The organism is Microbacterium sp. NPDC008134 (assembly GCF_042957055.1).
Taxonomy (GTDB): Bacteria; Actinomycetota; Actinomycetes; order Actinomycetales; family Microbacteriaceae; genus Microbacterium.
In genome coordinates this window covers 275383-299819 of the sequence record NZ_JBIBHO010000002.1, presented here as the reverse complement: position 1 = coordinate 299819, position 24437 = coordinate 275383, and the positions used below count along the sequence as shown (strand labels likewise).

Here is a 24437-nt window from a genome sequence, read left to right as displayed (position 1 = left end):
ATACTGAACGCGACCCAATGAGGGGTCACGGCGGGTCGACCGCCGCATCCATCACTACGGATCGTCCGGCACGTACCTGCCGGTGAAGGAGAAACACAATGGCATCTGTGACTTTCGACGAGGCCACCCGCCTCTACCCGGGCGGAACCCGTCCGGCCGTCGACAAGCTCGACCTCCAGGTCGCCGACGGCGAGTTCCTCGTCCTGGTCGGACCCTCGGGTTGCGGTAAGTCCACGTCGCTCCGCATGCTCGCCGGCCTCGAAGAGGTCAACGCCGGCCGCATCCTCATCGGCGACCGCGACGTCACCGACGTCCCGCCGAAGGACCGCGACATCGCGATGGTCTTCCAGAACTACGCGCTGTACCCGCACATGACCGTCGCCGAGAACATGGGCTTCGCGCTCAAGATCGCCGGCGTCGGCAAGGAAGAGCGCGCCACCCGCGTTCTCGAGGCCGCCAAGCTGCTCGACCTCGAGGAGTACCTGACCCGCAAGCCGAAGGCCCTCTCGGGTGGCCAGCGTCAGCGTGTCGCCATGGGCCGCGCGATCGTGCGTCAGCCCCAGGTCTTCCTCATGGACGAGCCGCTGTCGAACCTCGACGCCAAGCTCCGCGTCCAGACGCGTACGCAGATCGCGTCGCTGCAGCGTCGTCTCGGCGTCACCACGGTCTACGTCACGCACGACCAGACCGAGGCCCTCACCATGGGTGACCGCATCGCGGTGCTCAAGGACGGTCTGCTGCAGCAGGTCGGCTCGCCGCGCGACCTGTACGAGAAGCCGAACAACGTGTTCGTCGCCGGCTTCATCGGCTCGCCCGCGATGAACCTCTTCACGGCAGACCTCGCCGACGGCGGCGTCCGCTTCGGCACCGAGGTCGTCCCGCTCGAGCGCGACGCGGTCGCCGGCGCCACCGGCACCCAGGTCACGGTCGGCGTGCGCCCCGAGGACATCACGGTCGGACCGGCCGACGGCAAGGGCCTCTCGGTCGTCGTCGACCTCGTCGAGGAGCTCGGCGCCGACGGTTACCTCTACGGCCACACCGACATCAACGGCAAGCGCACCGACCTGGTCGCTCGCGTCGACGGCCGCAACCACCCGAACGCCGGCGAGACGGTCACCCTGGCCGCCAACCCGGGCCACGTGCACGCGTTCGACCTCGAGTCGGGCGACCGCCTGAACAAGGCTCCGGTCATCTCGGCCTGATCGCACACACCACTCGCGGCGCGGGTCGACTTCGGTCGCCCGCGCCGCGTCTGCGTCCACCCCCACTTCCAGGAGCGCCATGCAGGAATCACTGCGCATCACCGCCAGCACCGTCGACCCCGGCCTTCTCGGCCTCCCCTGGTCGACGTCACTGGCGAAGTGGCCCTCCGAGCACATCGTCTCGCTCCCGAAGGGCCTGTCGCGGCACCTGGTGCGCTTCGCCGACCTCTCCGGCCGCGTCGTCGCGGTAAAGGAGACCACCGAGGAGATGGCGCGCCGCGAGTATGAGATGCTCGGCAACCTCGCACGCCTCGACGTGCCCTGCGTCGATCGTGTCGCCGTCATCGCCGGGCGAACGGATGCCGACGGCGAACCGCTCCCCGCCGCCCTGGTGACCTCGCACCTGCGCTTCTCGATGCCGTACCGCGCGCTCTTCACGCGAGTACTGCGCCCCGACACCGCCACCCGGCTCGTCGACGCCCTCGCCCTGCTGCTCGTGCGTCTGCACAACGTCGGCTTCTACTGGGGCGACGTGTCGCTGTCGAACACGCTCTTCCGCCGTGATGCCGGCGCATTCGCCGCGTACCTCGTCGACGCCGAGACCGGCGAGCTGCACGAGGAGGGGTTGACCGAAGGCCAGCGCGCCTACGACCTCGACCTCGCCCGCACGAACATCGCCGGGGAGATCATGGATCTCGCCGCCGGCGGGCGGCTCGAGAACGGTGTGGATGCGGTCGCCATCGCCGATGGCATCGTGTCGTCGTACCGCTCGTTGTGGGCCGAGCTGACCGCGCAGGACTCGTTCTCGGCATCCGAGACGTGGCGCATCACCGAGCGCGTCGAGCGCCTGAACGCCCTCGGCTTCGACATCGATGAGATGTCGATGACGACCACGGCCGACGGCGCGGTCGTCGAGATCCAGCCGAAGGTCGTCGACGCCGGCCACCACCAGCGGCGACTCATCCGCCTCACCGGTCTCGATGTCGAGGAGAACCAGGCCCGTCGCCTGCTCAACGACCTCGACCAGTTCCGCGCCCGCTCGACGAAGCAGTGGGCCGATGAGGAGATGTACGCCCACGAGTGGCTCACCCGCGTGTTCGAGCCCGTCGTGCGCGCGATCCCCTACGACCTGCGCGCGAAGCTCGAGCCGGCCGAGGTGTTCCACCAGGTGCTCGAGCACCGCTGGTACCTCTCACAGGCGCAGGGACGCCCGGTGCCGCTCGCCGAGGTGCTGACGAGCTACATCAACGAGGTGCTGCGCCACCGTCGCGACGAGGCGACCATCATGGGCCCGCCCACCGAGACGATGAGCCTTCCCGTCGTCACCGGCGCCACGCGCACGACCGACGACGACGAGGACGGCGACATCGACTGGCGCGACCTGGTCTGAGCGAAGGGTCGCGCAAAGGCGAGATCAGTAGCCGACGGTGAACCGCTCGCGGTGGTGGTTGCCCTGTTCGATCTCGTCGACGACCGCGACCGCGAAGTCCGCTCCCGAGATGTACGAGGTGCCGTCGGCATCGCGCACGAGCACGTCGCCGCCGTCGCGGTAGTGCCCGGTGCGCTCGCCCTCGGCCCACGGTCCGAACACCTCGGCCGGGTGCACGAAGAACCAGTCGAGCCCGGCATCCGTGCTCTCGAGGAACGCGAGCGAGTCGATGCCGACCTGCGCCTCGTGCTTGTACTCCTCTGGGAAGCCCTGATCGAACAGGCGCGGGCCGCCCGGGGCGACCAGGCTGCCACCCGCTCCCCCGACCACGCCGAGGCGCGTGCGGGTGCCGCTGAGTTGGCGTGCGACGCCCTCGAGGGCGTCGAGCACGCGATCCTCCATGTCGCCGCGCGGCGAGAGGGCCGAGACGACGGCATCCGCTCCGGCGAACGCGCCGGCGAGCGGGGCGAGGTCCAGGGCCGAGCCCTGGATGTACGCCGCACCCTCCACGGCATCCGCCGGGACCGAACGCGAGACCGCGACGACCTCGTGTCCGCGGCTCACCGCCTCGGCGACGATGTGACGACCGGCGTACCCGGTCCCTCCGAGGACGACGATGCGGCTCATGCGGACTCTTCCCTTCGTATCTGCGGCGACTACTTCGTGGAGCGGATGGTCGCGACCTGGTAGAGCGCGACGGAGGTGGCGATGCCGACGTTCAGCGATTCGGTGGCCGTGGAGATCGGGATCGAGACGATCTGGTCGCAGGTCTCGCGGACCAGACGCGAGAGCCCCTTGCCTTCGGCGCCGGCGACGATGACGACCGGTCGGTCGGCGAGCTGGAGCGCAGGCAGGTCGACGTCGCCGTCGCCGGCGAGGCCGAGGATGAACACGCCCTGCTTCTTGAACTCCTTGAGCTGCGTGGTCAGGTTCGTGGCGAGCGCGACGGGAAGTCGCGCGGCCGCCCCGGCGCTCGTCTTCCAGGCGGCGGAGTTCACGCCCGCCGAGCGACGCTGCGGCAGGATCACGCCGTGGCTGCCGAACGCGGCGGCCGAACGGATGATCGCTCCGAGGTTGCGCGAGTCGGTGATGCCGTCGAGCGCGACGAACAGCGGGGTCTGCCCCTTGTCGATCGCCTTCTCGAGCAGGTCCTGCGGGTGCGCGTACTCGTAGGGCGGCACCTTGATGGCCACGCCCTGGTGCACGCCATCGAAACCGGCCATGCGGTCGAGCTCCTGGCGTGTGACCTCGAGCACCGGGATGCCGCGGTGAGTCGCGATCGACAGCATCTCCTTGACGCGGTCGTCCATCTCGACGCGCTGGGCGATGTAGAACGCCGTCGCCGGGATCTTCGCGCGCAGCGCCTCGAGCACGGAGTTGCGGCCAGTGACGACCTCGGTGTCGGTCGTGTTGTCCTTGGCGCGCGCGGAACGGTTCGGGTTGCCACCAGCGGTCTGACGCTGGCCGGGCTTGCCCTTGCCCCCGGAGGCGGCATAGCGCTCCGCCGCGGCCTTGCGCTTCCCGGCGGGATGCCAGGCGCGGTCCTCGGCCTTCGGCGTGGGTCCGCGTCCCTCGAGCGCCTTGCGCCCGAGACCACCGGTGCCCTTGGTGGGGCCCTTCTTGTTGCCCTTGCTCGCGCCGGGGCGCCCTGGCTTAGCCATCGATACTCCAATGAGTTCCGGCCGGAGTGTCCTCCAGCGTGATTCCTGCGGCTGCGATCGCGTCACGGATGCGATCGGCTGCCGCCCAGTCCTTGTCGGCACGCGCCTGTGCGCGCTGCGTGATCATCGTCTGAACGAGTGCGTCCAGTGCGGCGGCCTCGGCTCCCCCGCCGGTGCCGTTCCACTGCGAAGAGTGCGGATTGATCCCCAGGACGAGCGTCATCTGAATGACGTCCATCACGTCCTGCTTCGCCTCATCGTACTTGCCCGCGTCGAGGAGCGCATTTCCGGAGCGGATGCTGGTGTGGATCGCGGCGAGCGCCCGGGGCACCGAGAGGTCGTCGTCCATGGCCTCGACGAACTCCTGCGGCAGTCCCTCCTTCGCCTGGCCCCACCCCGGCTTCGCGAGCCGCTCTCCCCGTTCGAGGAAGGTGCGGATGCGCCCGAGTGCAGTCTCCGCCTCGGCCCACGACGACTCCGTGAGGTCGAGGCTCGAGCGGTAGTGGGCCGCGGCGAGCGCATACCGCACGACGAGCGGGTCGCGGTCTGCGAGCACGTCGGCCGCGAGGGTGAAGTTGCCGAGGGACTTCGACATCTTCTGCCCGTTCACGGTGACCAGGCCGTTGTGCACCCAGTACCGCGCGAACGCGTCGCCCGCGGCCGTCGATTGCGCCAGCTCGTTCTCGTGGTGGGGGAAGCGCAGGTCGAGGCCTCCGCCGTGGATGTCGAACTCCGCCCCGAGATAGCGCTTCGCCATCGCCGAGCATTCGATGTGCCATCCCGGGCGCCCCTCGCCCCAGGGGGAGGACCATCGGGCGTCCGCGGGCTCGCCGGTCTTCGAGCCCTTCCAGAGCGCGAAGTCCTGAGGGTTGCGCTTGCCGCGGGGATCGGCGTCCTCGGCCGCCTCCATCGCGTCGATCGATTGGTGCGTGAGCGCGCCGTACTCCGCCCACGAACGCACGTCGAAGTAGACGTCGCCCGAACCGTCAGAGGCCGGGTACGCGTGACCGCGCTCGATGAGCAGCCCGATGAGCTCCTGCATCTGCGGAACGGATGCCGTCGCGCGCGGCTCGTACGTCGGGGGCAGGATGCCGATGCCGGCGTATGCCGCGGCGAACTCCTGCTCGATCCGGTACGCGAGTGCCCACCAGGGCTCGTCGTCAGTGGCGTTCGCGAGCACCTTGTCGTCGATGTCGGTCACGTTGCGCACGAAGGTGACGCGCCCGTGCCGCTTCTCGAGCCACCGACGCAGCAGGTCGAAGCTGAGTGCCGCGCGCACGTGCCCGATGTGCGGGCCGGATTGCACGGTCGGACCGCACACGTACATCGTGACGTTTCCGGGGTCGAGCGGCACGAAGTCGCGCAGGTTCTGCGCACGGGTGTCGTAGAGGCGGAGAGTCACCGCTCAAGCCTACTCGGCCCGCCTCGCCGCGCCCCGAGCGTGTCGCGGGTCGTCGCGGTCGGCGCGTCAGTGCGCCGAGCCGGGGAAGACCAGCGCGACGGCGGTGACGGAGATCCCCTCCCCGCGGCCCGGGAACCCGAGCGCATCGGTGGTCGTCGCCGTCACCGACACGGGAGCCCCGCCGAGCGCCTCCGAGAGAACCCGCTCGGCCTCGGCGCGGCGCGCGCTGAAGCGGGGACGGTTGCCCTGGAACTGCGCCGAGACGTTGCCGATCACGAAGCCCGCCTCGCCGAGAAGCTCGCGGGTGCGGGCGAGGAAGACCGCCGCATGCGCACCGGCGTACTCGGGGTGCGCGGTGCCGAAGTGCTCGCCGATGTCGCCGAGACCGGCTGCTCCGAGCAGCGCATCGACGATCGCGTGCGCGACCGCGTCGCCGTCGGAGTGTCCGGACAGGGCCGACTCGCCCGGCCACCGGAGACCGGCCAACCACAGGTCACCCTCTCCGCCGAACGCGTGCACGTCGGTGCCGAGACCGACCCGGGGCAGGTTCGGGGCGGATGCCGGAACGTGCAGGGGCACCGCCGGTCCCTCGGCGAGCAACCGGCGTGCCCTGTCGAGGTCGTCGGGCGTGGTGATCTTGAAGGCGCGGGCGTCGCCGGGAATGTGCCGGACGGCGTGTCCGGCGGCGGCGAAGAGCGCCGCATCGTCGGTGTACTCGACGCCCGAGGCGCGCGCAGCGTCGTACGCCGCCTCGAGCGCCGCGCGCGGAAAACCCTGCGGCGTCTGCGCTGCGGCGAGTTCGGAACGGTCGACCGGAGCGACGATGCTGTCACCGTCGACCTTCTTGAGCGTGTCGACGACCGGGAGCGCGGGGATGACGCCGATGCCGTCGGTGACAGCAGCGGCGACGGCGTCGACCTGGTCCGGCGGGGTCAGCGCGCGCGCAGCGTCGTGCACGAGGACCGTACGCACGTCACCCCAGAGCGCGGCGAGGCCGGCGGCGACGGACTCCTGGCGCGTGCGACCTCCGACGACGACGCGGGCGAGGTCGAGGCGATCCCCCGCCGCCTCGCGCACCTCGGTCTCGGCGTCGCCCTCGAGCCCCGCGGGAGCGACCACGATCACCTGTGCGGGAGCGGCGGCGAACACGCCGTCGAGGGCGTGGCGGAGGATCGAACGACCGTCGATGCCGACGAACGCCTTCGGTGCTCCCGCCTCGAGGCGGGTTCCGGATCCAGCGGCGACGACGATGACCGCGACGTGCGGCACGGGGAGCAGGGTCACGCCTTCACGCTACCGCCTGCCGGGAACGACGGAGGGGGCGGATGCCGAAGCATCCGCCCCCTCCGGGAAACTCGGATCAGGACGCGAGGACCTCGTCGAGCATCGCGCCCGCCTTGTCCTCGTCGGTCTTCTCCGCGAGCGCCAGCTCGGAGATGAGGATCTGGCGAGCCTTCGCCAGCATCCGCTTCTCACCGGCGGACAGTCCGCGGTCCTGGTCACGGCGCCAGAGATCGCGCACGACCTCGCTCACCTTGATCACATCGCCGGAGGCGAGCTTCTCGAGGTTCGCCTTGTAGCGGCGCGACCAGTTGGTGGGCTCCTCGGTGAACGGAGCACGCAACACCTCGAACACGTGGTCGAGGCCCTCCTTGCCGATCACGTCGCGCACACCGACCAGGTCGACGTTCTCGGCGGGAACCTCGATGATCAGGTCGCCCTGCGTCACATTGAGCTTCAGGTACTTCTTCGCCTCACCCTTGATGATGCGCTCCTTGACCTCGATGATGGTCGCAGCGCCATGGTGCGGATAGACGACGGTCTCGCCAACCTCAAAAAGCATAAAAACGTGTCCTTTCGGCAACCTCAAGGATACCACAGGGGTTTTGCGCTAAGGTTTGCGCCCCCTGGTCCCGGAGCGCGGCCCGCGTACCCGTAGAATGGATGCGGATATCCCGTCGTACCCCAGGAGGACCCGTGAAATCGCGCCTTGTTGCGTCTGCTGCCCTCAGCGCCGTCGTTCTTCTCGGCGCGACCGGTTGCACGTTCATCTCGCCGCAGGCGACGAAGATCGAGTATTCCGCCTCGGACGGCGTGAACGTCTCCGACGCCGACGGCCCGATCGACGCGCGCAACGTCTTCATCGTCGCGAACGAGGACGGCAGCGTGGGCAACCTCATCGGCGCCTTCGTGAACCCGACCGATGAGCGGGCGACGATCACGATCGCCTTCGCCGACAGCGATGCGTTCACCATCACCGTCCCGGCGGGCGACACCATCAGCCTCGGCGCCGACGCCGAGCCGCTGCGCATCGTCGGACTCGACTCGATCCCCGGCTCGACGGTCGAGATCCACTTCCAGTCCGGTGACTCCACCGGCGTGAAGACGGCCATCCCGGTGCTCGACGGCGGACTCCCCTACTACGCGGATCTCGTTCCCGAAGAGAACTGATCCACATGAACACAGAGAAGGGGGGGGGGCGGGGGGGGGGGCGGGGGCGGGGGGGGGGGGGGGGGGGGGGGGGGGGGGCGGGGGGCGGGCGGGGGGGGGGGGGGGGGGGCCGCGGGCGGTGGGGGGCGGGGCCCCCCCCCCCCCCCCCCCCGGCCCCCCCCCCCCCCCCCCCCCCCCCCCCCACCCCCGCCCCACCCCCCCCCGCCCCCCCCCCCCCCCCCCCCCCCCCCCCTTCTCTGCGTGTGGCTGCGTGTGCAGTGTGCGCAGCTTCTCAGGCCTCGAAGCGGTAGCCGAGGCCGCGAACGGTGACGAGCATGACCGGCTCGCTGGGATTGACCTCGATGCGCGAACGGATGCGCTTGATGTGCACATCGAGCGTCTTGGTGTCGCCGAAGTAGTCGCTGCCCCAGACCCGGTCGATGAGCTGACCGCGGGTGAGCACACGACCCGCATTGCGCATCAGCACCTCCAGCAGCTCGAACTCCTTCAGCGGCATGTTGATCAGCTGGCCGGCCACCGATACCGTGTGGCGGTCGATGTCGAGCGACACGCGCCCGCCGTCGAGCACGCGCTCGTCGAGCTCGCTGTCGGCCTGCACGACCCGACGCAGCACCGCCCGCATGCGCGCGAGCAGCTCACGCGAAGAGTACGGCTTGGTGATGTAGTCGTCGGCCCCGAGCTCGAGCCCCACGACGATGTCGACCTCGGAGTCCTTCGCCGTGAGCATGATGATCGGCACCGCCGACGACGAACGGATCTGACGGCACACCTCGGTTCCCGGCATCCCGGGGAGCATCAGGTCGAGCAGCACGATGTCGGCGCCGCGTTCACGGAACGCGGCCAGAGCGGTCGGGCCGTCCTCCGCGATCTCGACCTCGTAGCCCTCCCGGCGGAGCAGGTACGCCAGCGGGTCGGCGAGATCGGGTTCGTCTTCGACGAGGAGGATACGGGTCATGCGCGGTCACCTTTCCTGACGCGAGAGGCTGCGGCCTTCGTGGCCTTGCGCTCGCGTTTCTTCTTGCTCTTCTTGCCGGTATCCGCCTTCGGCGGTGCATCGATCAGGGGAAGCCTCATCGTGAACGTCGAGCCGCGCCCCGGACGGGACCACAGACGCACCTCTCCGCCGTGCCGCTGCGTGGCGTGCTTGACGATCGACAGGCCGAGGCCGGTTCCGCCGGTGCGGCGGGAGCGCGCCTCGTCCGCGCGGTAGAACCGCTCGAAGATGCGCTCACGATCGGTCTCGGCGATACCGATGCCCTGGTCGGACACCGCGATCTCCACGACGCCGTCCTCGGCGCGCACGCCGACGCCCACCCGCGATCCGCTCGGCGAGTAGACGATCGCGTTCACGATGAGGTTGCCGACGGCCTCGACGAGGATCTGCGCGTCGCCGCGCACCCAGATTCCGCGGTCGCCGCCGCGCGTGATCTCGACGCCCGCCGCATCGGCCTGCACGACGTGGGCCTCGATCGACTTCGCGATGACCTCGTCGATCGCGACGGGGGTGACGTCACCGAGGCCGTCGTCGGCCTGAAGACGCGAGAGGCTCATGATGCGACCGGTGAGCTGGGCGAGACGTCCGGCCTCCGCCGAGATGCGGGACGCGAAGATGCGCACCTGCGCCGGGTCGTCAGCGGCCGACTCGATCGCCTCCGCGAGCAGCGTCACCGCGCCGACGGGGGTCTTGAGCTCATGGCTGGTGTTCGCGACGAAATCGCGGCGCATCTGGTCGAGGCGCTCCTGCTCCGTGACGTCGCGGATGATCAGCAGGGTCAGGCGCGGTCCGAGGACGCTCGCACGCGCCGCGACCAGACGGGGATCGAGGCTCAGTCCCCCACGGGTGATCCGCATCGACTCCGTCGCGGTGCCGCCGTCGACGCGCACGCGGCGCACGAGCAGTCGCAGCTCGGGGTTGTCGAGGGTCGAGCCCACGTCGATCCCGAACCGCGAGGCGGCGGCCGATGAGGCGAGCACGAGCCCGGAGGTGTCGACCACGCACGCGGCGTCGTCCATGCTCGCCAGCACGTCGACGATCCCCTCCGGAACGGCGTTCGAGGTCTCCTCGGCGACACGGGCACGGGCACGGTAGGCCCAGGCGAGGAGGAGCGAGAGTCCGATGCCGATCGCGAGGCCGACGGCCAGGGCGATCAAGGCGATCTGCGTCTCGGTCATGTCTCCAGAGTAGAGTGCGTTCACCCGCTCTCCGGCGGGTTTCCGGCCCTCAGCGGTAACGAGAGAAGTACTATTCACTCGCTGGGCACCGTTCGTTAACCTTCGGAGAACACAATCTCTTCGGGCCCGCGCGGGTGCGCGGTCCTGCCCCTATGCGGACGACCCGCCGTCTCGCGCTGACACGCAGTCGAGATCCCTATGAAAGGTTGCGCCCCACCATGCGCGAAGTCTTCCACCAGTCCCTCGAGGACCTGCAGTCCCGCCTCGTGGAGATCGCCGACCTCGTCACGGTCTCGATCGACAAGGCGACCCGTGCGTTCGCGACGAGCGACGTCGCCCTGGCAGAAGAGGTCATCGCCGACGACGCGAAGATCGACGAGCTCGCCGTCGCCCTCGACGAGCAGGCCATCGAGATCCTCGCCCGCCAGCAGCCGGTCGCCCGCGACCTGCGCATCGTCGTCACGGCGCTGCGCGTGAGCGCATCGCTCGAGCGCATGGGCGACATGTCCGAGCACATCGCCCAGCTCGCCCGCCTCCGTTTCCCCGAGCGCGCCATCCCGAAGGGCCTCAAGGGCACCTTCGTGAAGATGGGCGAACTCGACGTCGAGGTCGCGCGCACGCTCGCCGAGCTGCTGCGCACGCAGGACCTCCGCTTCGCCGACGCGATCCGCAACGCGGACGACGACGTCGACGAGCTGCACGCCACCGTCTTCGAGAAGGTCCTCAGCGACAACTGGAAGGGCGAGGCGACGGCGACGGTCGACGCCACGCTCGCCAGCCGCTACCACGAGCGCTTCGCCGACCACGCGGTCGCGGTCGCGAAGAAGTACGTCTACCTGTCGACCGGCGACTGGGCCGTCGCCGAAGACGACATCGCCCTCGCCGTCGAGCAGCAGCAGGAGCTCGGCCACGCCTGACCCGCAGCATCCGCAACACGACGAAGCCCCCGGCGCCTGAGCACCGGGGGCTTCGTCGTGTCGTGCGGGGAGCTTACTTCTTACCCTGCGCGGCGACCGCGGCGGCACCGGCGGCGGCGGCCTCGGGGTCGAGGTAGCGGCCGGGACCGGTGGGAGAGTTGTTCTCGTCGAGCTCGTAGACGAGCGGGATGCCGGTCGGGATGTTGAGCTCCGCGATGTCCTCGTCGCTGATGCCCTCGAGGTGCTTCACGAGACCGCGCAGCGAGTTGCCGTGCGCGGTGACGAGGACGGTCTTGCCCGCTTCGAGGTCAGGGACGATCGCGCTCTCCCAGTACGGGAGGAGACGATCGATGACGAGCTTGAGCGACTCGGTGCGGGGCACCTCTCCGTCGATGCCCGCGTAGCGGACGTCGTGCACCTGGCTGAACTCGCTGTCGTCGTCGAGCACGGGCGGCGGCACGTCGAACGAACGACGCCACAGCTGGAACTGCTCGGGACCGAACTCCTCGAGCGTCTGCGCCTTGTCCTTGCCCTGGAGCGCGCCGTAGTGGCGCTCGTTCAGGCGCCACGAGCGCGTCACCGGGATCCACAGGCGATCGGCGGCGTCGAGGGCGATGTTCGCGGTCTGGATCGCGCGGCTCAGCAGCGAGGTGTGCAGCACGTCGGGCAGGATGCCGGACTCGGCGAGCAGCTCGCCGCCGCGGCGTGCCTCCTTCTGCCCCTGCTCGTTCAGGCGGACGTCCACCCAGCCGGTGAAGAGGTTCAGTTCGTTCCACTCGCTCCGGCCGTGACGGAGCAGGATGAGGGTGCGCTTCGCAGTCATGTCGCCAGTTTATCCGCCCGGGCGGTGCGACCGAACTGGATGCTGGGAGGATGGAGACATGGCGTCATCTCCCCTCGGCAGGCCCACGCGCGGCACCACCGGGACCAACCGGTTGCGGCGCAACGACCGTTGGATCGCCGCGAGCGACGCCCTACGGAAGGCATCCGATCCCCTCGTCGTCGACCTCGGTTACGGAGCGAGCGGAGTCACCGCGTTCGAACTCGCGACGCGGCTCGTGCGGGTGCGGTCGGACGTCGAGGTGCGCGGGCTCGAGATCGACCCGGCGCGCGTCGCCACCGCCGACGCCCAGCTCGCGGACGTGCGCGCAGGTCGCACGTTTTTCGCCGCCGATCTGCCGGTGTCGTTCGCGCGCGGCGGGTTCGAGGTGCCGCTGCCCGACGGGCGCCGCGCGGCCGTCATCCGGGCGATGAACGTCCTCCGCCAGTACGACGAACAGGACGTCCCGGATGCCTGGGCGCGCATGACCTCGCGCCTGTCGCCCGGGGGCCTGCTGTTCGAGGGCACGTGCGACGAGATCGGGCGCATCGCGAGCTGGATCGACGTCGCCCCCGACGCCACTCCCCTGCGGTTCACCCTCTCGCTCCGTCTCGCCGACCTCGATCGTCCGAGCATCGTCGCCGAACGCCTCCCGAAGGCATTGATCCACCGCAACGTACCCGGCGAGCGCATCCACGCGCTCCTGGTCGATCTCGACCGGGAGTGGGATCGGGCGGCCGGCCTATCGACCTTCGGGGCGACCCAGCGATTCCTCGCCGTAGCGAGCGCACTGCGCGCGCAGGGGTGGCCCGTGCTCGGCGGGCGGACGCGATGGCGACTCGGCGAGCTCACACTGCCGTGGTCGGCGGTCGAGCCCGCCGTCTGAGGGCTTATACCTGCGTGCGGGGGTCCGGCGCCGACGGGCGACGGGACAGCCGGGTGAGGCGCGGGATGTCGGCGGTCGCGCCGGCATCCGCGGGGACGATGACCTGCTGCGACGCCGCGATCTCGAGACCGTCCGCGCGCACGACCAGGTCGCCGACCGGTGCACGGCGGCTGAGGATCGCGAGCGCGATCGGGCCGTCCTCGAAGTGCCGGGCGACCGAGGTCAGATGCCCGACCTCGTCATCGCCCGCGAAGACGGATGCCCCGGCCTCGGGCAGCACCGCGTCGCTGCCGTCGAGGTGCAACGCCGCCAGACGCCGCGGCGGGTGCCCGAGGTTGTGCACCTTGGCGACCGTCTCCTGACCGCGGTAGCACCCCTTGTTCAGGTGCACGGCGCTGCGGATCCAATCGGACTCGTGGGGCAGGGAGCGTTCGTCGACCTCGGTCGCCCAGCGCGGCCGCCAGGCGGCCACGCGCAGCGCCTCGGCGGCGAGGACACCGGCGAGCGCGTCACGATCGGCCGAGCTCGCGAGAGCATCCGCGCCCTCCGCCGTCAGCAGCGCGACCCGCCACGCGTAGTCGGCGGCGGGATGCTCGGCGACCTCGGCGTACTGGTGACCGCCGGCGGCGACGTGCTGCCACGGGTCCGACCAGATCAGTGGCGCACCGTTCGTCGCGGCAGCTGCGGAGACCGCGGGCGCGATCGCGCCGCCGTCCATGAAACCGACCGGAACGAGATCCGGACGGATGTCGATGGTCGCCTGCGCCCGGAACCTCATGCGGGTGAGCCAGCCGGCGAGCGCCTCGGCGTCACCGGCATCCGCCAGCAACCACGCCGACGCCCCGTCGTCGAGGATTCCGGCCGCGTGCTCGACGCGGCCCTGCGGGTCGAGGATCAGCAACTCGGTGCTCTCGCCCGGGGCGAGGCGTCCGACCGCCTGCGAGGTGATGGAGTCGAGCCAGCTCAGTCGCTCCGGCCCCGCCACCTCGATCACGGTCCGGTCGCCGAGCGGCACGAAGGCGGCTGCCTCGGCGAGGCGGCGCTGCTCGCGGAACGCGTCTCCGAAGTGCGCGATCACCGCTCCGTCGGAAACGGCTCCGTCGATGTCGGCGAATCCACCCACGTCAGACCTTGGCCAGCCGCGCGGAGGCGTGCGAGCGCAGCGGCGTGCCGAGTGCGGCGATGTCCCACGCCCACAACAGGTGACCGTCGACCAGCCCGTACATACGGGAGGAGGCGGTGTGCACCTTGGCGCCGGCGCTGCGTACCACGGCATCCGTGGCGATGTCGATGCGCGGGCCGTTGATCTCGCCCAGGTACAGCTCGAGCGCGCCGTCGGCGTGCGCGAGCGAGACCTCGATCGGGAAGCCGCCGCTCTCCGCGCGCAGTTCCTCGACGTCGTCGACCGTGCGGGCGGCGACGTCGGCGGTCGGGGGCAGCAGTGCCGGGCCGGCATCCCCATCCGTCGCCGGGCGAGCGAGACGCCAGAAGCCGGTCTCGGCCAGCAGAGCGGATGCCGGGGAGCCCTCCTCCGTGAGGAAGGTGGCGGTGGCCGAATAGTTCAGGAACGGGCCGCCGTCGTGACTGAAGCTCACGCGGTGCGTGAACTCGCCCTGCAGCCGCTCGTCACCGACCGGATAGTCGATGACCCCGGTCCCCTCCCAGACGCCGATCAGCCACGAGAGCGGAGCGAGGTCGGCCGGAAGGTCGGTGGGAAGTTCGAGCACGATCGGCTCAGCGCTGGCCGCGGAAGAGGTTGCGCAGCACGACCGCCGAGACGAAGACGATCGCGAGGCTCGCCAGACCCAGCAGGCCGATGAAGAAGAGTTCGAGCGCCATGAGATCCATGGCTCCTACACTACCGCGCGCGACGCGCGAGACCACCGCGCGCGGTAGGAGCCGTCAGGCGGCGACGTCAGACGGCGGCGGATGCGAGGGCGGCGAGCCCGAACCCGACCGAGATCACGCCCATGAGCAGCAGCGCACCGACCACACTGCCGGCCACCCGGAAGATGAATCCCTCGGTGCGGCCGTACCAGAGCTGCACGGCGAACGAGAGGAGCACGGCACCGCCGAAGGCCACCAGCATCCAGGGGATGCGCCACTCCTCGCCGACCAGGATGCCGATCGCCACGGCGCCCAGCAGAGCGACGGCCCAGACGGCGACCACGCCGACGAGCGGGCTGCGCGGAGCGAGTGCGGGTTGCGTCATGCGTCCATTGTCACTCATCGGCCCCGGTATTATTGCCGCACGGCGCATACCCGCGCGCCGGTGAAGGAGTGCGCGTGCCCCAGATCCTGGTCTTGACGAATGCTCCTGCCGAGGAGTCGGTCCTGCCCGCGCTGGAGCTGCTCAGCCACACCGTCCGCCAGATCCCGGCAGAACCCGCGCGGCTCGTGAGCGCCCCCGAGTACGACATCGTGATCGTCGACGCCCGCACAGACCTCGCGGGCGCCAAGTCGCTGTGCCGTCTGCTCCGCGCGACCGGTCAGGAGGCGCCGCTGCTCCTCATCGTCACCGAGGGCGGCATGAGCGCGGTCTCCGGCGACTGGGGCATCGACGACGTGCTGCTCTCGACCGCGGGCCCGGCCGAGACCGACGCCCGACTGCGACTCGCGATCGCGCGCCGCGACGACGCCGCGGCTCCGACGCGCGTGCAGGCCTCCGGCGTCACCATCGACGAGCAGTCCTACTCCGCCAAGCTCCACGGCAAGCCGCTCGACCTCACCTACAAGGAGTTCCAGCTCCTGCACTTCCTCGCCACGCACCCGTCCCGGGTGTTCACGCGCGAGCAGCTGCTCAGCGAGGTGTGGGGTTACGACTACTTCGGGGGAACGCGCACGGTCGACGTGCACGTCCGGCGTCTGCGCGCCAAGCTCGGGGATGCCGATCAGATCATCGGAACGGTCCGCAACGTGGGCTACCGCTTCAACGTCTACGAGGACGACACCCTGGTCGCCTCGCGGTAACCGAAGGCATCCGTTCACGCACGTGTCACCTCTCGGTGCTTAGATGTACCCCATGATGGATCCCGCTCTCGCCGACGCAGGTCTCGGCGACGCCGAAGACGACGACTTCGATGCCGTCGAGGCCCCCGACTCGCTCCTGCCGGACCACCGGTACCTCGATCGCGAGCTGAGCTGGCTCGCGTTCAACCAGCGCGTGCTCGAGCTGGCCGAGGATCCCTCGCTCCCCGAACTCGAGCGCGCGAACTTCCTGGCCATCTTCGCCAGCAACCTCGACGAGTTCTTCATGGTGCGCGTCGCCGGGCTCAAGCGACGCATCGTCACCGGGCTCGCCGTGCCGACGAACATCGGCCGCTCCCCCTCCGACGCGCTCGCCGACATCTCGCGTGAGGCGCACGCGCTGCAACTGCGCCACGCGGATGCCTGGACCTCGCTCGTGCGCCCGGCCCTCGCCGACGCCGGCGTCGAGATCACCGAGTGGGACGACCTGACCGACGACGAGCGCGCCGGGCTCTCGGAGTACTTCCAGGCCCAGGTGTTCCCCGTGCTGATGCCCCTGGCGGTCGACCCTGCGCACCCGTTCCCGTACATCTCGGGCCTGTCGCTCAACCTCGCGATCCGCATCCGCAACGCGCGTACGGGCCGACAGGAGTTCGCCCGCCTGAAGGTGCCGCCCATGCTGCCCCGCTTCGTCGAGGTGCCCGGCGGCAGCGAGATCGCCCGCTATCTCCGCCTCGAGGAGCTCATCGCCAACCACCTCGACGACCTCTTCCCCGGCATGGAGGTGCTCGACCACCACGCCTTCCGCCTCACGCGCAACGAAGACGTCGAGATCGAGGAGGACGAGAGCGAGAACCTCATCCAGGCGCTCGAGGCCGAGCTGCTGCGCCGCCGTTTCGGGCCGCCGATCCGCCTCGAGATCACCGACGACATGGACGATGTGACGCTCGAGCTGCTCGTGAAGGAGCTCGACATCACCGACCAGGAGGTCTACCGCCTCCCCGGTCCGCTCGACCTGCGCGGGCTGTTCGGTCTCTCGCGCATCGAACGACCCGACCTGCGCTATCCGCCGCACGTGCCGACCACCGCGGTCGCCTTCCAGCCCGGCGACAGCAACACGCGCGCCGACATCTTCAAGGCGATCCGCAAGTCCGACGTTCTCGTGCACCACCCGTACGAGTCGTTCACCACGAGCGTGCAGGCGTTCCTCGAGCAGGCCGCCCGCGACCCGCACGTGCTCGCGATCAAGCAGACGCTGTACCGCACCTCGGGCGACAGCCCCGTCGTGCAGGCGCTGATCGATGCGGCCGAGGCCGGCAAGCAGGTGCTCGCCCTGGTCGAGGTCAAGGCCCGCTTCGACGAGGCGAACAACATCGTCTGGGCGCGCAAGCTCGAGAAGGCCGGCGTGCACGTCGTGTACGGACTGGTCGGACTCAAGACGCACTGCAAGCTCGCCCTTGTGATCCGCGAGGAGGACGGCAAGCTCCAGCACTACTCGCACGTCGGCACGGGAAACTACAACCCCAAGACCAGCCGCATCTACGAGGACTTCGGTCTCTTCACCGCCGACGCGCAGGTCGGGAAGGACCTCACCCGCCTCTTCAACGAGCTGAGCGGCTACGCGATCGAGAAGAAGTTCAAGCGGCTGCTCGTCGCTCCCCTGCACCTGCGCAAGGGACTCGTGCGCCAGATCGACAACGAGCGCGCCCACGCGGTGGCCGGCAAGCCCGCGCACATCCGCATCAAGGTCAACTCGATGGTCGACGAAGAGATCATCGACGCGCTGTATCGCGCCAGCGAGGCTGGAGTGAAGGTCGACGTGTGGGTGCGCGGCATCTGCAGCCTCCGCACCGACCTCGAGGGCATCAGCGACAACATCACCGTGCGCAGCATCCTGGGTCGCTATCTGGAGCACTCGCGGATCTTCGCGTTCGAGAACGACGGCGATCCGCAGATCTACATCGGCAGCGCCGACATGATGCACCGCAACCTCGATCGTCGCGTCGAGGCGCTCGTGCGCGTCACGGAGCCCGCGCATCTGAAGGAGCTCCTGGCGTTCTTCGACCTCGCGATGGATCCGGGCACGAGTTCCTGGCACCTCGGCGCGGCCGGAGTGTGGGAGCGCCACGCCGCGGATGCCGACGGCAAGCCGCTGATCGACCTGCAGGATAAGACCATGGGTCAGATTCAGCGACGTCGGCGTGCGCGGGCGGTTCGATGACGGTCGGTCAGACCTTCGCCGAGCGATCGAAGTGGACGGACAAGGCCGTCTACGCGGCCGGTGCCGTCGTCTGGCGCATCGTCGACGGCAAGCTGCGCATCCTCCTGATCCACCGCACCAAGTACCGCGACGTCACTCTCCCCAAGGGCAAGGTCGACCCCGGCGAGATGCTCGCCGAGACCGCCGTGCGCGAGGTGCAGGAGGAGACCGGCATCCGAGTCTCGCTCGGCGTGCCCGTCGGCGTCAGCCGCTACAACCTCGCGTCGATGAAGCAGAAGGTCGTGCACTACTGGGCCGCCGAGGCGACCGAGGAGGCGATCCGCGCGTCGACGTTCGTCCCCAACCGTGAGATCGCGGCGATCGAGTGGGCCAGTGTGAAGAAGGCCCGAGAACGCCTCAGTTACCCGGTCGACCTCGAGATCCTCGATTTCTTCGCGCGCCTGGTGGATGACGGTGCACTGCGTACCTTCCCCCTGATCGTGCTCCGGCACGCGAAGGCGCTGTCCCGTTCCGAATGGGACGGTGCGGATGCCGCACGCCCCCTCGCCGATCGCGGACGCCGCCAGGCAAAGTCGATCGTCGGGCCGCTGCGCGCCTTCGGCGTGCGCAGGATCGTGACCAGCGATGCCGTGCGCTGCGTCGAGACCGTGAAACCGCTCGCCAAATCGCTCGACCGCAAGGCCGTGCGCACCGGGCTCATCAGCCAGGACGCCTGGGAGGACGGCACCAGCGACCTGCGATCGGTCGTCGGCAAGCGCGTGCGCTCCGGCAAGGCGGCCGTGCTCTGCAGCCACGGCCCCGTCATCCCCGGAATCCTCTCCGAGATCGCTCTCGCCACCGGCACGATCCAGGGCTCCTACCTCGGCAGTGCGGCCGACCTCGAGCCGGCGGCGTTCTCGGTGGTGCATCTATCGGCCACGAACCCCGGATCCGGCATCATCTCGATCGAGACGCACGTTCCGAAGGTCTGACCAGGCCCGGAATCCCGGGGCTCACGCCCCAGAGAGTCGTCTGCCGTTCACCTTCCGTTCACCCGGGCGGGAGAGTCTCGTTAACCGCCGCGCTTAGCGTCACTGTGTGCCCTGCACCGGGCCTCAACCCCATCCACGATCGAACGGATCCACAGTGAAGATCTCCCGAATCGCTCGCATCGGCGCCATCGGCGCCGTCGCTGCTCTCGCCCTGGCCGGTTGCGCCGCGAACGAAGGCGGCACCGGCGGCTCGTCCGACGCCCCCTCCGAGTCCACCCTCTCGGGCACCATCGACGCCACCGGCGCCTCGTCGCAGACCGCTGCGCAGGAGGCCTGGGTCGCCGCGTTCCAGACCGCGAACCCCGACGTCACCGTCAACTACGAGCCCACCGGCTCGGGCACCGGCCGCGAGAACTTCCTCGAGGGCGGCAGCAACTTCATCGGCTCCGACCGCGCGTTCAACGACGAGGAGATCGCCGCCGGCGGCTTCGGCGCCTGCGTGACCGACGACATCGTCGAGGTCCCGCTCTACATCTCCCCCGTCGCCGTCGCGTTCAACATCGAGGGCATCGACACCCTCAACCTCGACGCCGCGACGATCGCGGGCATCTTCGCCGGCACGATCACCAACTGGAACGCTCCCGAGATCGCTGCGCTGAACGACGGCGTCGAGCTGCCCGACCTGGCGATCTCGCCGGTCCACCGCTCCGACCCCTCGGGCACGCAGGAGACCTTCACGAAGTACCTCGAGGCGACCGCGCCCGACGTCTGGACCTACGAGGCGGCCGACGTGTGGCCGATCGAGGGTGGCGAAGCCGCTCAGGGCACCTCGGGTGTCGTCCAGGCCATCACCGCGGGCAACGGTGCGATCGGCTTCGCCGACGCGTCGCAGGTCGGCGACCTCGGCCAGGTGCACGTCGGAGTCGGCGGCGAGTTCGTCGCGTACTCCGCCGAGGCCGCCGCTCAGCTCGTCGAGGGCTCGCCCCTCGTCGAGGGCCGCGGCGAGGGCGACCTCGTCTTCGACGTCGACCCGGCATCCGCTGCCGCCGGCTCGTACCCGATCGCCCTGGTCAGCTACCTGATCGCGTGCGAGCAGTATGAGGACACCAACGTCGCCGAGCTCGTCAAGGAGTACCTCACCTACATCGCCAGCGCTGAGGGCCAGGACGCCGCCGCGGACAACGCCGGCAGCGCCCCGATCTCGGACTCGCTGCGCGAGCAGGTCCAGGCCGCGATCGACCTGATCCAGGTCGGCTGATCCAGCCGATCGACTGATGGCGGTGCCCCCGCGTCCCGATCGGACGCGGGGGCTCCGCCCGGTCAGCCCCGTTCCATCCCGCCCCGAAACAGGGAGACCATGAGCACGACCGCGCAGGCGCCCGCAGCGCCGCACGCACCGATCAAGGCCAAGCAGCGTCTCGGCGACCGGGTGTTTTCCGGCACCGCTCTCGGAGCGGGGATCATCATCCTCGTCGTCCTCGCGCTCGTCGCCGCGTTCCTCATCATCCAGAGCATCCCGGCTTTCGAGCTCGACACCAGCGGCAACCACATCCTCAAGGGCGAGTCCTTCTGGGTGTACGTCTGGCCCCTCGTCTTCGGAACCCTCTGGGCCTCGTTCATCGCGCTGCTCATCGCCGCACCGATCTCGATCGGCATCGCGCTCTTCATCTCGCACTACGCGCACCGACGCCTCGCCGCCTTCCTGGGCTACGTGATCGACCTGCTCGCCGCGGTCCCCTCCGTCGTCTTCGGCCTCTGGGGCGGCCTCGTGCTCGCCCCCCTTCTCCAGCCCGTCTACGCCTGGCTGAACGCCAACGCCGCCTGGGTGCCGTTCTTCGGCGGCCAGGTGTCGTCGACGGGGAAGACGATCCTCACGGCATCCCTCGTGCTCGCCGTGATGTGCATCCCGATCATGACCGCCATCTGCCGCGAGGTCTTCCTGCAGACGCCGAAGCTCCACGAGGAGGCGGCGCTCGCCCTCGGCTCCACCCGCTGGGAGATGGTGCGGATGGCCGTTCTCCCCTTCGCCCGCGGCGGTATGGTCTCGGCGGCGATGCTCGCCCTCGGCCGCGCCCTCGGCGAGACCATGGCCGTGACCATGGTGCTCTCGCCCTCGGCCGTCGTCAGCTTCCTCGTGCTCACCGCGACGAACCCGACGCCGATCCCGGCCAACATCGCGCTGGCCTTCCCCGAGGCGCACGGCACCGGGGTCAACACGCTCATCGCGACCGGCCTCATCCTCTTCATCGTGACCTTCGCGGTCAACGCGCTGGCGCGATGGATCGTCGCCCGCCGCGCCGAGTTCTCGGGAGCGAACTGACATGACCGTGCTCACCCCCACCCCGACCGCCATCGCCTCGGCACCGGCTGCGTCGCTCACCGCGGGCAAGCTCCCCCGGTGGGCCCCCTGGGCACTGCTCGGCGGATCGCTCGCCGTCAGCGCCGCCGTCTTCGGCGTCGCCGCCATCGGCACCAGCCTCGCCGACTTCAACATCGCCGGCACCGTGATCGTCGGCCTGCTGCTCTACATGGTGATCATCACGGTCATCTCCTCGATCGTCGAGAGCCGCCGCAAGGCCGTCGACCGCCTCATGACGGCGCTCGTCGCGACCGCGTTCCTCATCGCGCTGCTCCCGCTGATCTCGCTGCTGTGGACGGTCGTCTCCAACGGCATCGAGCGCTTCGACGCCGAGTTCTTCAGCTACTCGATGCGCAACGTGATCGGTGACGGCGGCGGTATCGTCCACGCGATCTGGGGCACGCTGCTCATCACGCTCACGGCGACGATCATCTCGGTGCCCGTGGGACTGATGACCTCGATCTACCTCGTCGAGTACGGGCGCGGCAAGATCGCGAAGGCCATCACGTTCTTCGTCGACGTCATGACCGGCATCCCCTCGATCGTCGCGGGTCTGTTCATCTACGCGGTCTTCGCGCTGATCTTCCGGCCCGGCATCTCGATGGGCATCATGGGCGCCCTCGCCCTCGCCGTGCTGATGACCCCGGTCGTCGTGCGCGGCAGCGAGGAACTGCTCAAAATCGTTCCGAACGAGCTCCGCGAGGCGTCGTACGCGCTCGGAGTGCCGAAATGGCTGACGATCCTCAAGGTCGTGCTCCCCACGTCGATCGCCGGCATCACGACCTCCGTCATGCTCGCGATCTCCCGCGTGATCGGCGAGACCGCCCCGCTGCTGCTCACCGCCGGGTTCACGCAGAGCCTGAACACCAACATCTTCAACGGTCAGATGATGACCCTGCCGGTGTTCGCCTACAACCAGTACATGAACCAGGGCACGAACCCGGACGCCTCGCTCGCCCGGGCGTGGGCCGCTGCTCTCACCCTCATCCTCATCGTCATGGTGCTGAACCTCCTGGCGCGTCTCGTCGCCAAGGTCTTCGCCCCCAAGGTCACCGGCCGCTGAGCGCCCGAACACTCAGAACAGGAATCCACTCGTGTCCAAGAGCATCGAAGTCAACGACCTCAACGTCTACTACGGCAACTTCCTCGCCGTCGAGGGTGTCTCCCTCGACATCCAGCCCCGCAGCGTGACCGCATTCATCGGCCCCTCGGGCTGCGGCAAGTCCACGTTCCTCCGCACCCTCAACCGCATGCACGAGGTCATCCCCGGCGCTCGCGTCGAGGGCGAGGTGCTCCTCGACGGCAAGGACCTCTACGGCCCCGGCGTCGACCCGGTGCTCGTGCGCCGCCAGGTGGGCATGGTCTTCCAGCGACCGAACCCGTTCCCCACGATGTCGATCAAGGAGAACGTGCTGGCGGGCGTCAAGCTCAACAACAGCCGTATGTCGAAGAGCGACCAGGACGACCTCGTCGAGAAGTCGCTCACCGGTGCGAACCTGTGGAACGAGGTCAAGGACCGCCTCGACCGCCCGGGCTCCGGCCTCTCGGGTGGCCAGCAGCAGCGTCTCTGCATCGCTCGCGCGATCGCCGTCTCGCCCGAGGTACTGCTGATGGACGAGCCCTGCTCGGCCCTCGACCCGATCTCGACCTACGCGATCGAGGAGCTGATCGGCGAGCTCAAGAACGAGTTCACGATCGTCATCGTCACGCACAACATGCAGCAGGCATCCCGCGTGTCCGACAAGACCGCGTTCTTCAACATCGCCGGCACCGGCAAGCCCGGCAAGCTGATCGAGTACGACGACACCACGTCGATCTTCACCACCCCGTCGGTGCAGGCCACCGAGGACTACGTCTCCGGCCGCTTCGGATGATCTGAGGCTCGTCCTGCAGAAGGGCCCGGTGACTTCGGTCGCCGGGCCCTTCTCTGTCATTCTACCCTCCCCTGCGAGGACTGCGCCTCAGTCGCGGGGCGACAGCAAGTAGGCGTTCAGCTCGTCGGTGAGCGCCCGGTCGACGGGCAGCTCTACGCCGTCGACGGCGGTGATGGCCGCGGCGAGGCGCACGCTCGAGACGAGCCAGGCGGCATCCGCGCGGGGAAGATCGGATGCCGGGATCCGGTCGTATCCGACGACGAAGCCGCGCGCGGCGAGGTGCTCGTAGACGCTCAGTTGGGTGGTGCCGTGCAGGATGCCGCCGTTCGGAGCCGGAGTGACGAAGCGGTCGCCGAACCGGAGGATCAGCGAGGCGGTCGGCGCTTCGAGCACGAACCCGTCGCTGGAGAGGAAGATCGCGTCGTCTGCGTCCCGCCGGTGCGCCTCGCGCAGCGCCGCCATGTTCACGGCGTACGACAGCGTCTTGGCGCCGAGCAGCAGCCACGGCGCCCGCTCGGCGGCACCGAGGTCGTAGCCGCGGTCGAGCGTCACCACGCGCACCCCCTTCTCGCGCACGACGCGGAAGTCCGCCGCGGGGGCCGCGGTCGCCCACGCCGTCGGCGTCGGCCCGTGCTCCACTCCCCGGCTGAGGATGAGCTTGATGACCGCCTCTCCGTCGCCGCACTCGGCGGCGGCTCGATCGATCGCCTGGCGCCATTGGGCGAGATTCGGCGCGGGAAGGTCGCACAGGCGCGCGGAGTGCGCGAGACGCTCGAGGTGCGGCACGACCTCCTGCGCGTGCCCGTCGACCACACCGATCGACTCGAACACCCCGTCGCCGCGCTGCGTACTCAGCTCGCCCACGCTGAGGGCGGGCGCCGCGGCGTCCACCCGGGTGAGCGTGTCTGCGTAATCGGAGCGCTGCTCGTCGGCGGGGACGGAATCGATCATGAGTGCGAAACGCCGGTTCATGATCCGAGCCTAGATGCCCGGGAATACCTTCGCTCGTCTCGCGTTACACTGGTACAGGCCGGGCCGCATAACCCCGGGCTCCATTTTTCGCCGCTGCGAGCGGCCTTCCGCCGAGAGGCGTTCTTGCGGCCCG

At 69.6% G+C, this 24437-nt stretch carries 24 protein-coding genes; 12 read left to right on the top strand and 12 right to left on the bottom strand.

From position 1 onward, the window contains the following. Positions 1-98 precede the first annotated feature (98 nt). Both ACFY9N_RS12175 and ACFY9N_RS12170 read left to right on the top strand, forming a co-directional pair. Positions 99-1202: an ABC transporter ATP-binding protein gene (locus tag ACFY9N_RS12175; RefSeq protein WP_391478886.1), complete on the top strand. Its 1104-nt coding sequence runs from the start codon at positions 99-101 to the stop codon at positions 1200-1202. A 79-nt stretch (positions 1203-1281) separates the two neighbouring features. Next, entirely contained in the window at positions 1282-2592 is a 1311-nt protein-coding gene (locus ACFY9N_RS12170) for a DUF4032 domain-containing protein (protein ID WP_391478884.1), read from the top strand. Between the two features lie 24 nt (positions 2593-2616). On the opposite strand, the gene ACFY9N_RS12165 is transcribed toward ACFY9N_RS12170, so the two are convergent. From ACFY9N_RS12165 to ACFY9N_RS12145, 5 genes are all read right to left on the bottom strand, one after another. Beyond that, a complete protein-coding gene (locus tag ACFY9N_RS12165; RefSeq protein WP_391478883.1) occupies positions 2617-3258 on the bottom strand; it encodes an NAD(P)-dependent oxidoreductase in 642 nt (213 codons plus the stop codon). Between the two features lie 29 nt (positions 3259-3287). After that, positions 3288-4292 carry a 23S rRNA (guanosine(2251)-2'-O)-methyltransferase RlmB gene (rlmB, locus tag ACFY9N_RS12160; RefSeq protein WP_391478881.1) on the bottom strand — a complete coding sequence of 335 codons (1005 nt, stop codon included), beginning with the start codon at positions 4290-4292 and terminating at the stop codon, positions 3288-3290. After that, positions 4285-5694: a cysteine--tRNA ligase gene (gene cysS, locus ACFY9N_RS12155; protein ID WP_391478880.1), complete on the bottom strand. Its 1410-nt coding sequence runs from the start codon at positions 5692-5694 to the stop codon at positions 4285-4287. Before cysS ends, rlmB begins: the two co-directional genes overlap by 8 nt. 66 nt (positions 5695-5760) lie before the next feature. Continuing rightward, positions 5761-6978, bottom strand: coding sequence for a 2-C-methyl-D-erythritol 4-phosphate cytidylyltransferase (ispD, locus tag ACFY9N_RS12150; RefSeq protein ID WP_391478878.1), 1218 nt, complete (start codon positions 6976-6978; stop codon positions 5761-5763). A 76-nt stretch (positions 6979-7054) separates the two neighbouring features. Beyond that, a complete protein-coding gene (locus ACFY9N_RS12145) occupies positions 7055-7537 on the bottom strand; it encodes a CarD family transcriptional regulator (RefSeq protein WP_247625017.1) in 483 nt (160 codons plus the stop codon). Between the two features lie 134 nt (positions 7538-7671). On the opposite strand from ACFY9N_RS12145, the gene ACFY9N_RS12140 reads away from it, so the two are divergent. After that, on the top strand, positions 7672-8145 hold the full coding sequence (locus tag ACFY9N_RS12140) for a DNA modification methylase (RefSeq protein WP_391478877.1): 474 nt from the start codon (positions 7672-7674) through the stop codon (positions 8143-8145). A 271-nt stretch (positions 8146-8416) separates the two neighbouring features. Here the strand turns inward: ACFY9N_RS12140 and ACFY9N_RS12135 are convergent, their stop codons facing one another. Both ACFY9N_RS12135 and ACFY9N_RS12130 read right to left on the bottom strand, forming a co-directional pair. Then, positions 8417-9100, bottom strand: a complete 684-nt coding sequence (locus ACFY9N_RS12135) for a response regulator (RefSeq protein WP_391478876.1) — start codon at positions 9098-9100, stop codon at positions 8417-8419. Next, positions 9097-10317: a sensor histidine kinase gene (locus ACFY9N_RS12130; RefSeq protein ID WP_391478875.1), complete on the bottom strand. Its 1221-nt coding sequence runs from the start codon at positions 10315-10317 to the stop codon at positions 9097-9099. Before ACFY9N_RS12130 ends, ACFY9N_RS12135 begins: the two co-directional genes overlap by 4 nt. A gap of 218 nt (positions 10318-10535) precedes the next feature. Between ACFY9N_RS12130 and phoU the strand changes: the two genes are divergently transcribed. Beyond that, the gene (phoU, locus tag ACFY9N_RS12125; RefSeq protein WP_391478874.1) at positions 10536-11234 is read left to right on the top strand and encodes a phosphate signaling complex protein PhoU; all 699 of its coding nucleotides are present in this window, start codon (positions 10536-10538) and stop codon (positions 11232-11234) included. A gap of 73 nt (positions 11235-11307) precedes the next feature. Here phoU and ACFY9N_RS12120 read toward each other — a convergent pair whose 3' ends face one another. Next, complete coding sequence (locus ACFY9N_RS12120; RefSeq protein ID WP_391478873.1) at positions 11308-12057, bottom strand: phosphoglyceromutase; 750 nt, start codon at positions 12055-12057, stop codon at positions 11308-11310. Positions 12058-12115: 58 nt separating this feature from the next. On the opposite strand from ACFY9N_RS12120, the gene ACFY9N_RS12115 reads away from it, so the two are divergent. After that, positions 12116-12940: a class I SAM-dependent methyltransferase gene (locus tag ACFY9N_RS12115; RefSeq protein WP_391478872.1), complete on the top strand. Its 825-nt coding sequence runs from the start codon at positions 12116-12118 to the stop codon at positions 12938-12940. 4 nt (positions 12941-12944) lie between these two features. Here ACFY9N_RS12115 and ACFY9N_RS12110 read toward each other — a convergent pair whose 3' ends face one another. From ACFY9N_RS12110 to ACFY9N_RS12100, 3 genes are all read right to left on the bottom strand, one after another. Then, a complete protein-coding gene (locus tag ACFY9N_RS12110; protein WP_391478871.1) occupies positions 12945-14063 on the bottom strand; it encodes a YgfZ/GcvT domain-containing protein in 1119 nt (372 codons plus the stop codon). Between the two features lies 1 nt (position 14064). Next, entirely contained in the window at positions 14065-14667 is a 603-nt protein-coding gene (locus ACFY9N_RS12105; protein ID WP_391478870.1) for an FABP family protein, read from the bottom strand. A 188-nt stretch (positions 14668-14855) separates the two neighbouring features. Then, complete coding sequence (locus tag ACFY9N_RS12100; protein WP_391478869.1) at positions 14856-15152, bottom strand: hypothetical protein; 297 nt, start codon at positions 15150-15152, stop codon at positions 14856-14858. Between the two features lie 74 nt (positions 15153-15226). Here ACFY9N_RS12100 and ACFY9N_RS12095 point away from each other — a divergent pair, with 74 nt between their 5' ends. The 7 genes from ACFY9N_RS12095 to pstB all read left to right on the top strand — a co-directional run bounded on the left by ACFY9N_RS12095 (position 15227) and on the right by pstB (position 23332). Beyond that, positions 15227-15910, top strand: coding sequence for a winged-helix domain-containing protein (locus ACFY9N_RS12095; protein ID WP_391478868.1), 684 nt, complete (start codon positions 15227-15229; stop codon positions 15908-15910). Between the two features lie 52 nt (positions 15911-15962). Next, positions 15963-18128: an RNA degradosome polyphosphate kinase gene (locus ACFY9N_RS12090; RefSeq protein WP_391478867.1), complete on the top strand. Its 2166-nt coding sequence runs from the start codon at positions 15963-15965 to the stop codon at positions 18126-18128. Beyond that, positions 18125-19099 carry an NUDIX domain-containing protein gene (locus ACFY9N_RS12085; RefSeq protein ID WP_391478866.1) on the top strand — a complete coding sequence of 325 codons (975 nt, stop codon included), beginning with the start codon at positions 18125-18127 and terminating at the stop codon, positions 19097-19099. The genes ACFY9N_RS12090 and ACFY9N_RS12085 overlap by 4 nt, the downstream gene beginning before the upstream one ends. Before the next feature lie 154 nt (positions 19100-19253). Continuing rightward, positions 19254-20357 carry a phosphate ABC transporter substrate-binding protein PstS gene (locus tag ACFY9N_RS12080; protein WP_391478865.1) on the top strand — a complete coding sequence of 368 codons (1104 nt, stop codon included), beginning with the start codon at positions 19254-19256 and terminating at the stop codon, positions 20355-20357. Between the two features lie 99 nt (positions 20358-20456). Continuing rightward, entirely contained in the window at positions 20457-21419 is a 963-nt protein-coding gene (gene pstC, locus ACFY9N_RS12075; RefSeq protein ID WP_391478864.1) for a phosphate ABC transporter permease subunit PstC, read from the top strand. A gap of 1 nt (position 21420) precedes the next feature. After that, on the top strand, positions 21421-22521 hold the full coding sequence (gene pstA, locus ACFY9N_RS12070; protein WP_391478863.1) for a phosphate ABC transporter permease PstA: 1101 nt from the start codon (positions 21421-21423) through the stop codon (positions 22519-22521). A 31-nt stretch (positions 22522-22552) separates the two neighbouring features. Next, the gene (gene pstB / locus ACFY9N_RS12065; RefSeq protein WP_247625033.1) at positions 22553-23332 is read left to right on the top strand and encodes a phosphate ABC transporter ATP-binding protein PstB; all 780 of its coding nucleotides are present in this window, start codon (positions 22553-22555) and stop codon (positions 23330-23332) included. Between the two features lie 87 nt (positions 23333-23419). Here pstB and ACFY9N_RS12060 read toward each other — a convergent pair whose 3' ends face one another. Then, complete coding sequence (locus tag ACFY9N_RS12060) at positions 23420-24304, bottom strand: aminodeoxychorismate lyase (protein ID WP_391478862.1); 885 nt, start codon at positions 24302-24304, stop codon at positions 23420-23422. Positions 24305-24437: the final 133 nt, after the last annotated feature.

Coding starts and splice junctions, on each gene's coding strand:
- ACFY9N_RS12115 (WP_391478872.1), top strand. CDS start 12,116: ATGGCGTCATCTCCCCTCGGCAGGCCCACGCGCGGCACCACCGGGACC.
- ACFY9N_RS12090 (WP_391478867.1), top strand. CDS start 15,963: ATGATGGATCCCGCTCTCGCCGACGCAGGTCTCGGCGACGCCGAAGAC.
- phoU (WP_391478874.1), top strand. CDS start 10,536: ATGCGCGAAGTCTTCCACCAGTCCCTCGAGGACCTGCAGTCCCGCCTC.
- ACFY9N_RS12060 (WP_391478862.1), bottom strand. CDS start 24,304: ATGAACCGGCGTTTCGCACTCATGATCGATTCCGTCCCCGCCGACGAG.
- pstC (WP_391478864.1), top strand. CDS start 20,457: ATGAGCACGACCGCGCAGGCGCCCGCAGCGCCGCACGCACCGATCAAG.
- ACFY9N_RS12145 (WP_247625017.1), bottom strand. CDS start 7,537: ATGCTTTTTGAGGTTGGCGAGACCGTCGTCTATCCGCACCATGGCGCT.
- ACFY9N_RS12085 (WP_391478866.1), top strand. CDS start 18,125: ATGACGGTCGGTCAGACCTTCGCCGAGCGATCGAAGTGGACGGACAAG.
- ACFY9N_RS12170 (WP_391478884.1), top strand. CDS start 1,282: ATGCAGGAATCACTGCGCATCACCGCCAGCACCGTCGACCCCGGCCTT.
- ACFY9N_RS12120 (WP_391478873.1), bottom strand. CDS start 12,057: ATGACTGCGAAGCGCACCCTCATCCTGCTCCGTCACGGCCGGAGCGAG.
- ACFY9N_RS12165 (WP_391478883.1), bottom strand. CDS start 3,258: ATGAGCCGCATCGTCGTCCTCGGAGGGACCGGGTACGCCGGTCGTCAC.
- ACFY9N_RS12130 (WP_391478875.1), bottom strand. CDS start 10,317: ATGACCGAGACGCAGATCGCCTTGATCGCCCTGGCCGTCGGCCTCGCG.
- ACFY9N_RS12175 (WP_391478886.1), top strand. CDS start 99: ATGGCATCTGTGACTTTCGACGAGGCCACCCGCCTCTACCCGGGCGGA.
- ACFY9N_RS12100 (WP_391478869.1), bottom strand. CDS start 15,152: ATGACGCAACCCGCACTCGCTCCGCGCAGCCCGCTCGTCGGCGTGGTC.
- ACFY9N_RS12135 (WP_391478876.1), bottom strand. CDS start 9,100: ATGACCCGTATCCTCCTCGTCGAAGACGAACCCGATCTCGCCGACCCG.
- pstA (WP_391478863.1), top strand. CDS start 21,421: ATGACCGTGCTCACCCCCACCCCGACCGCCATCGCCTCGGCACCGGCT.
- rlmB (WP_391478881.1), bottom strand. CDS start 4,292: ATGGCTAAGCCAGGGCGCCCCGGCGCGAGCAAGGGCAACAAGAAGGGC.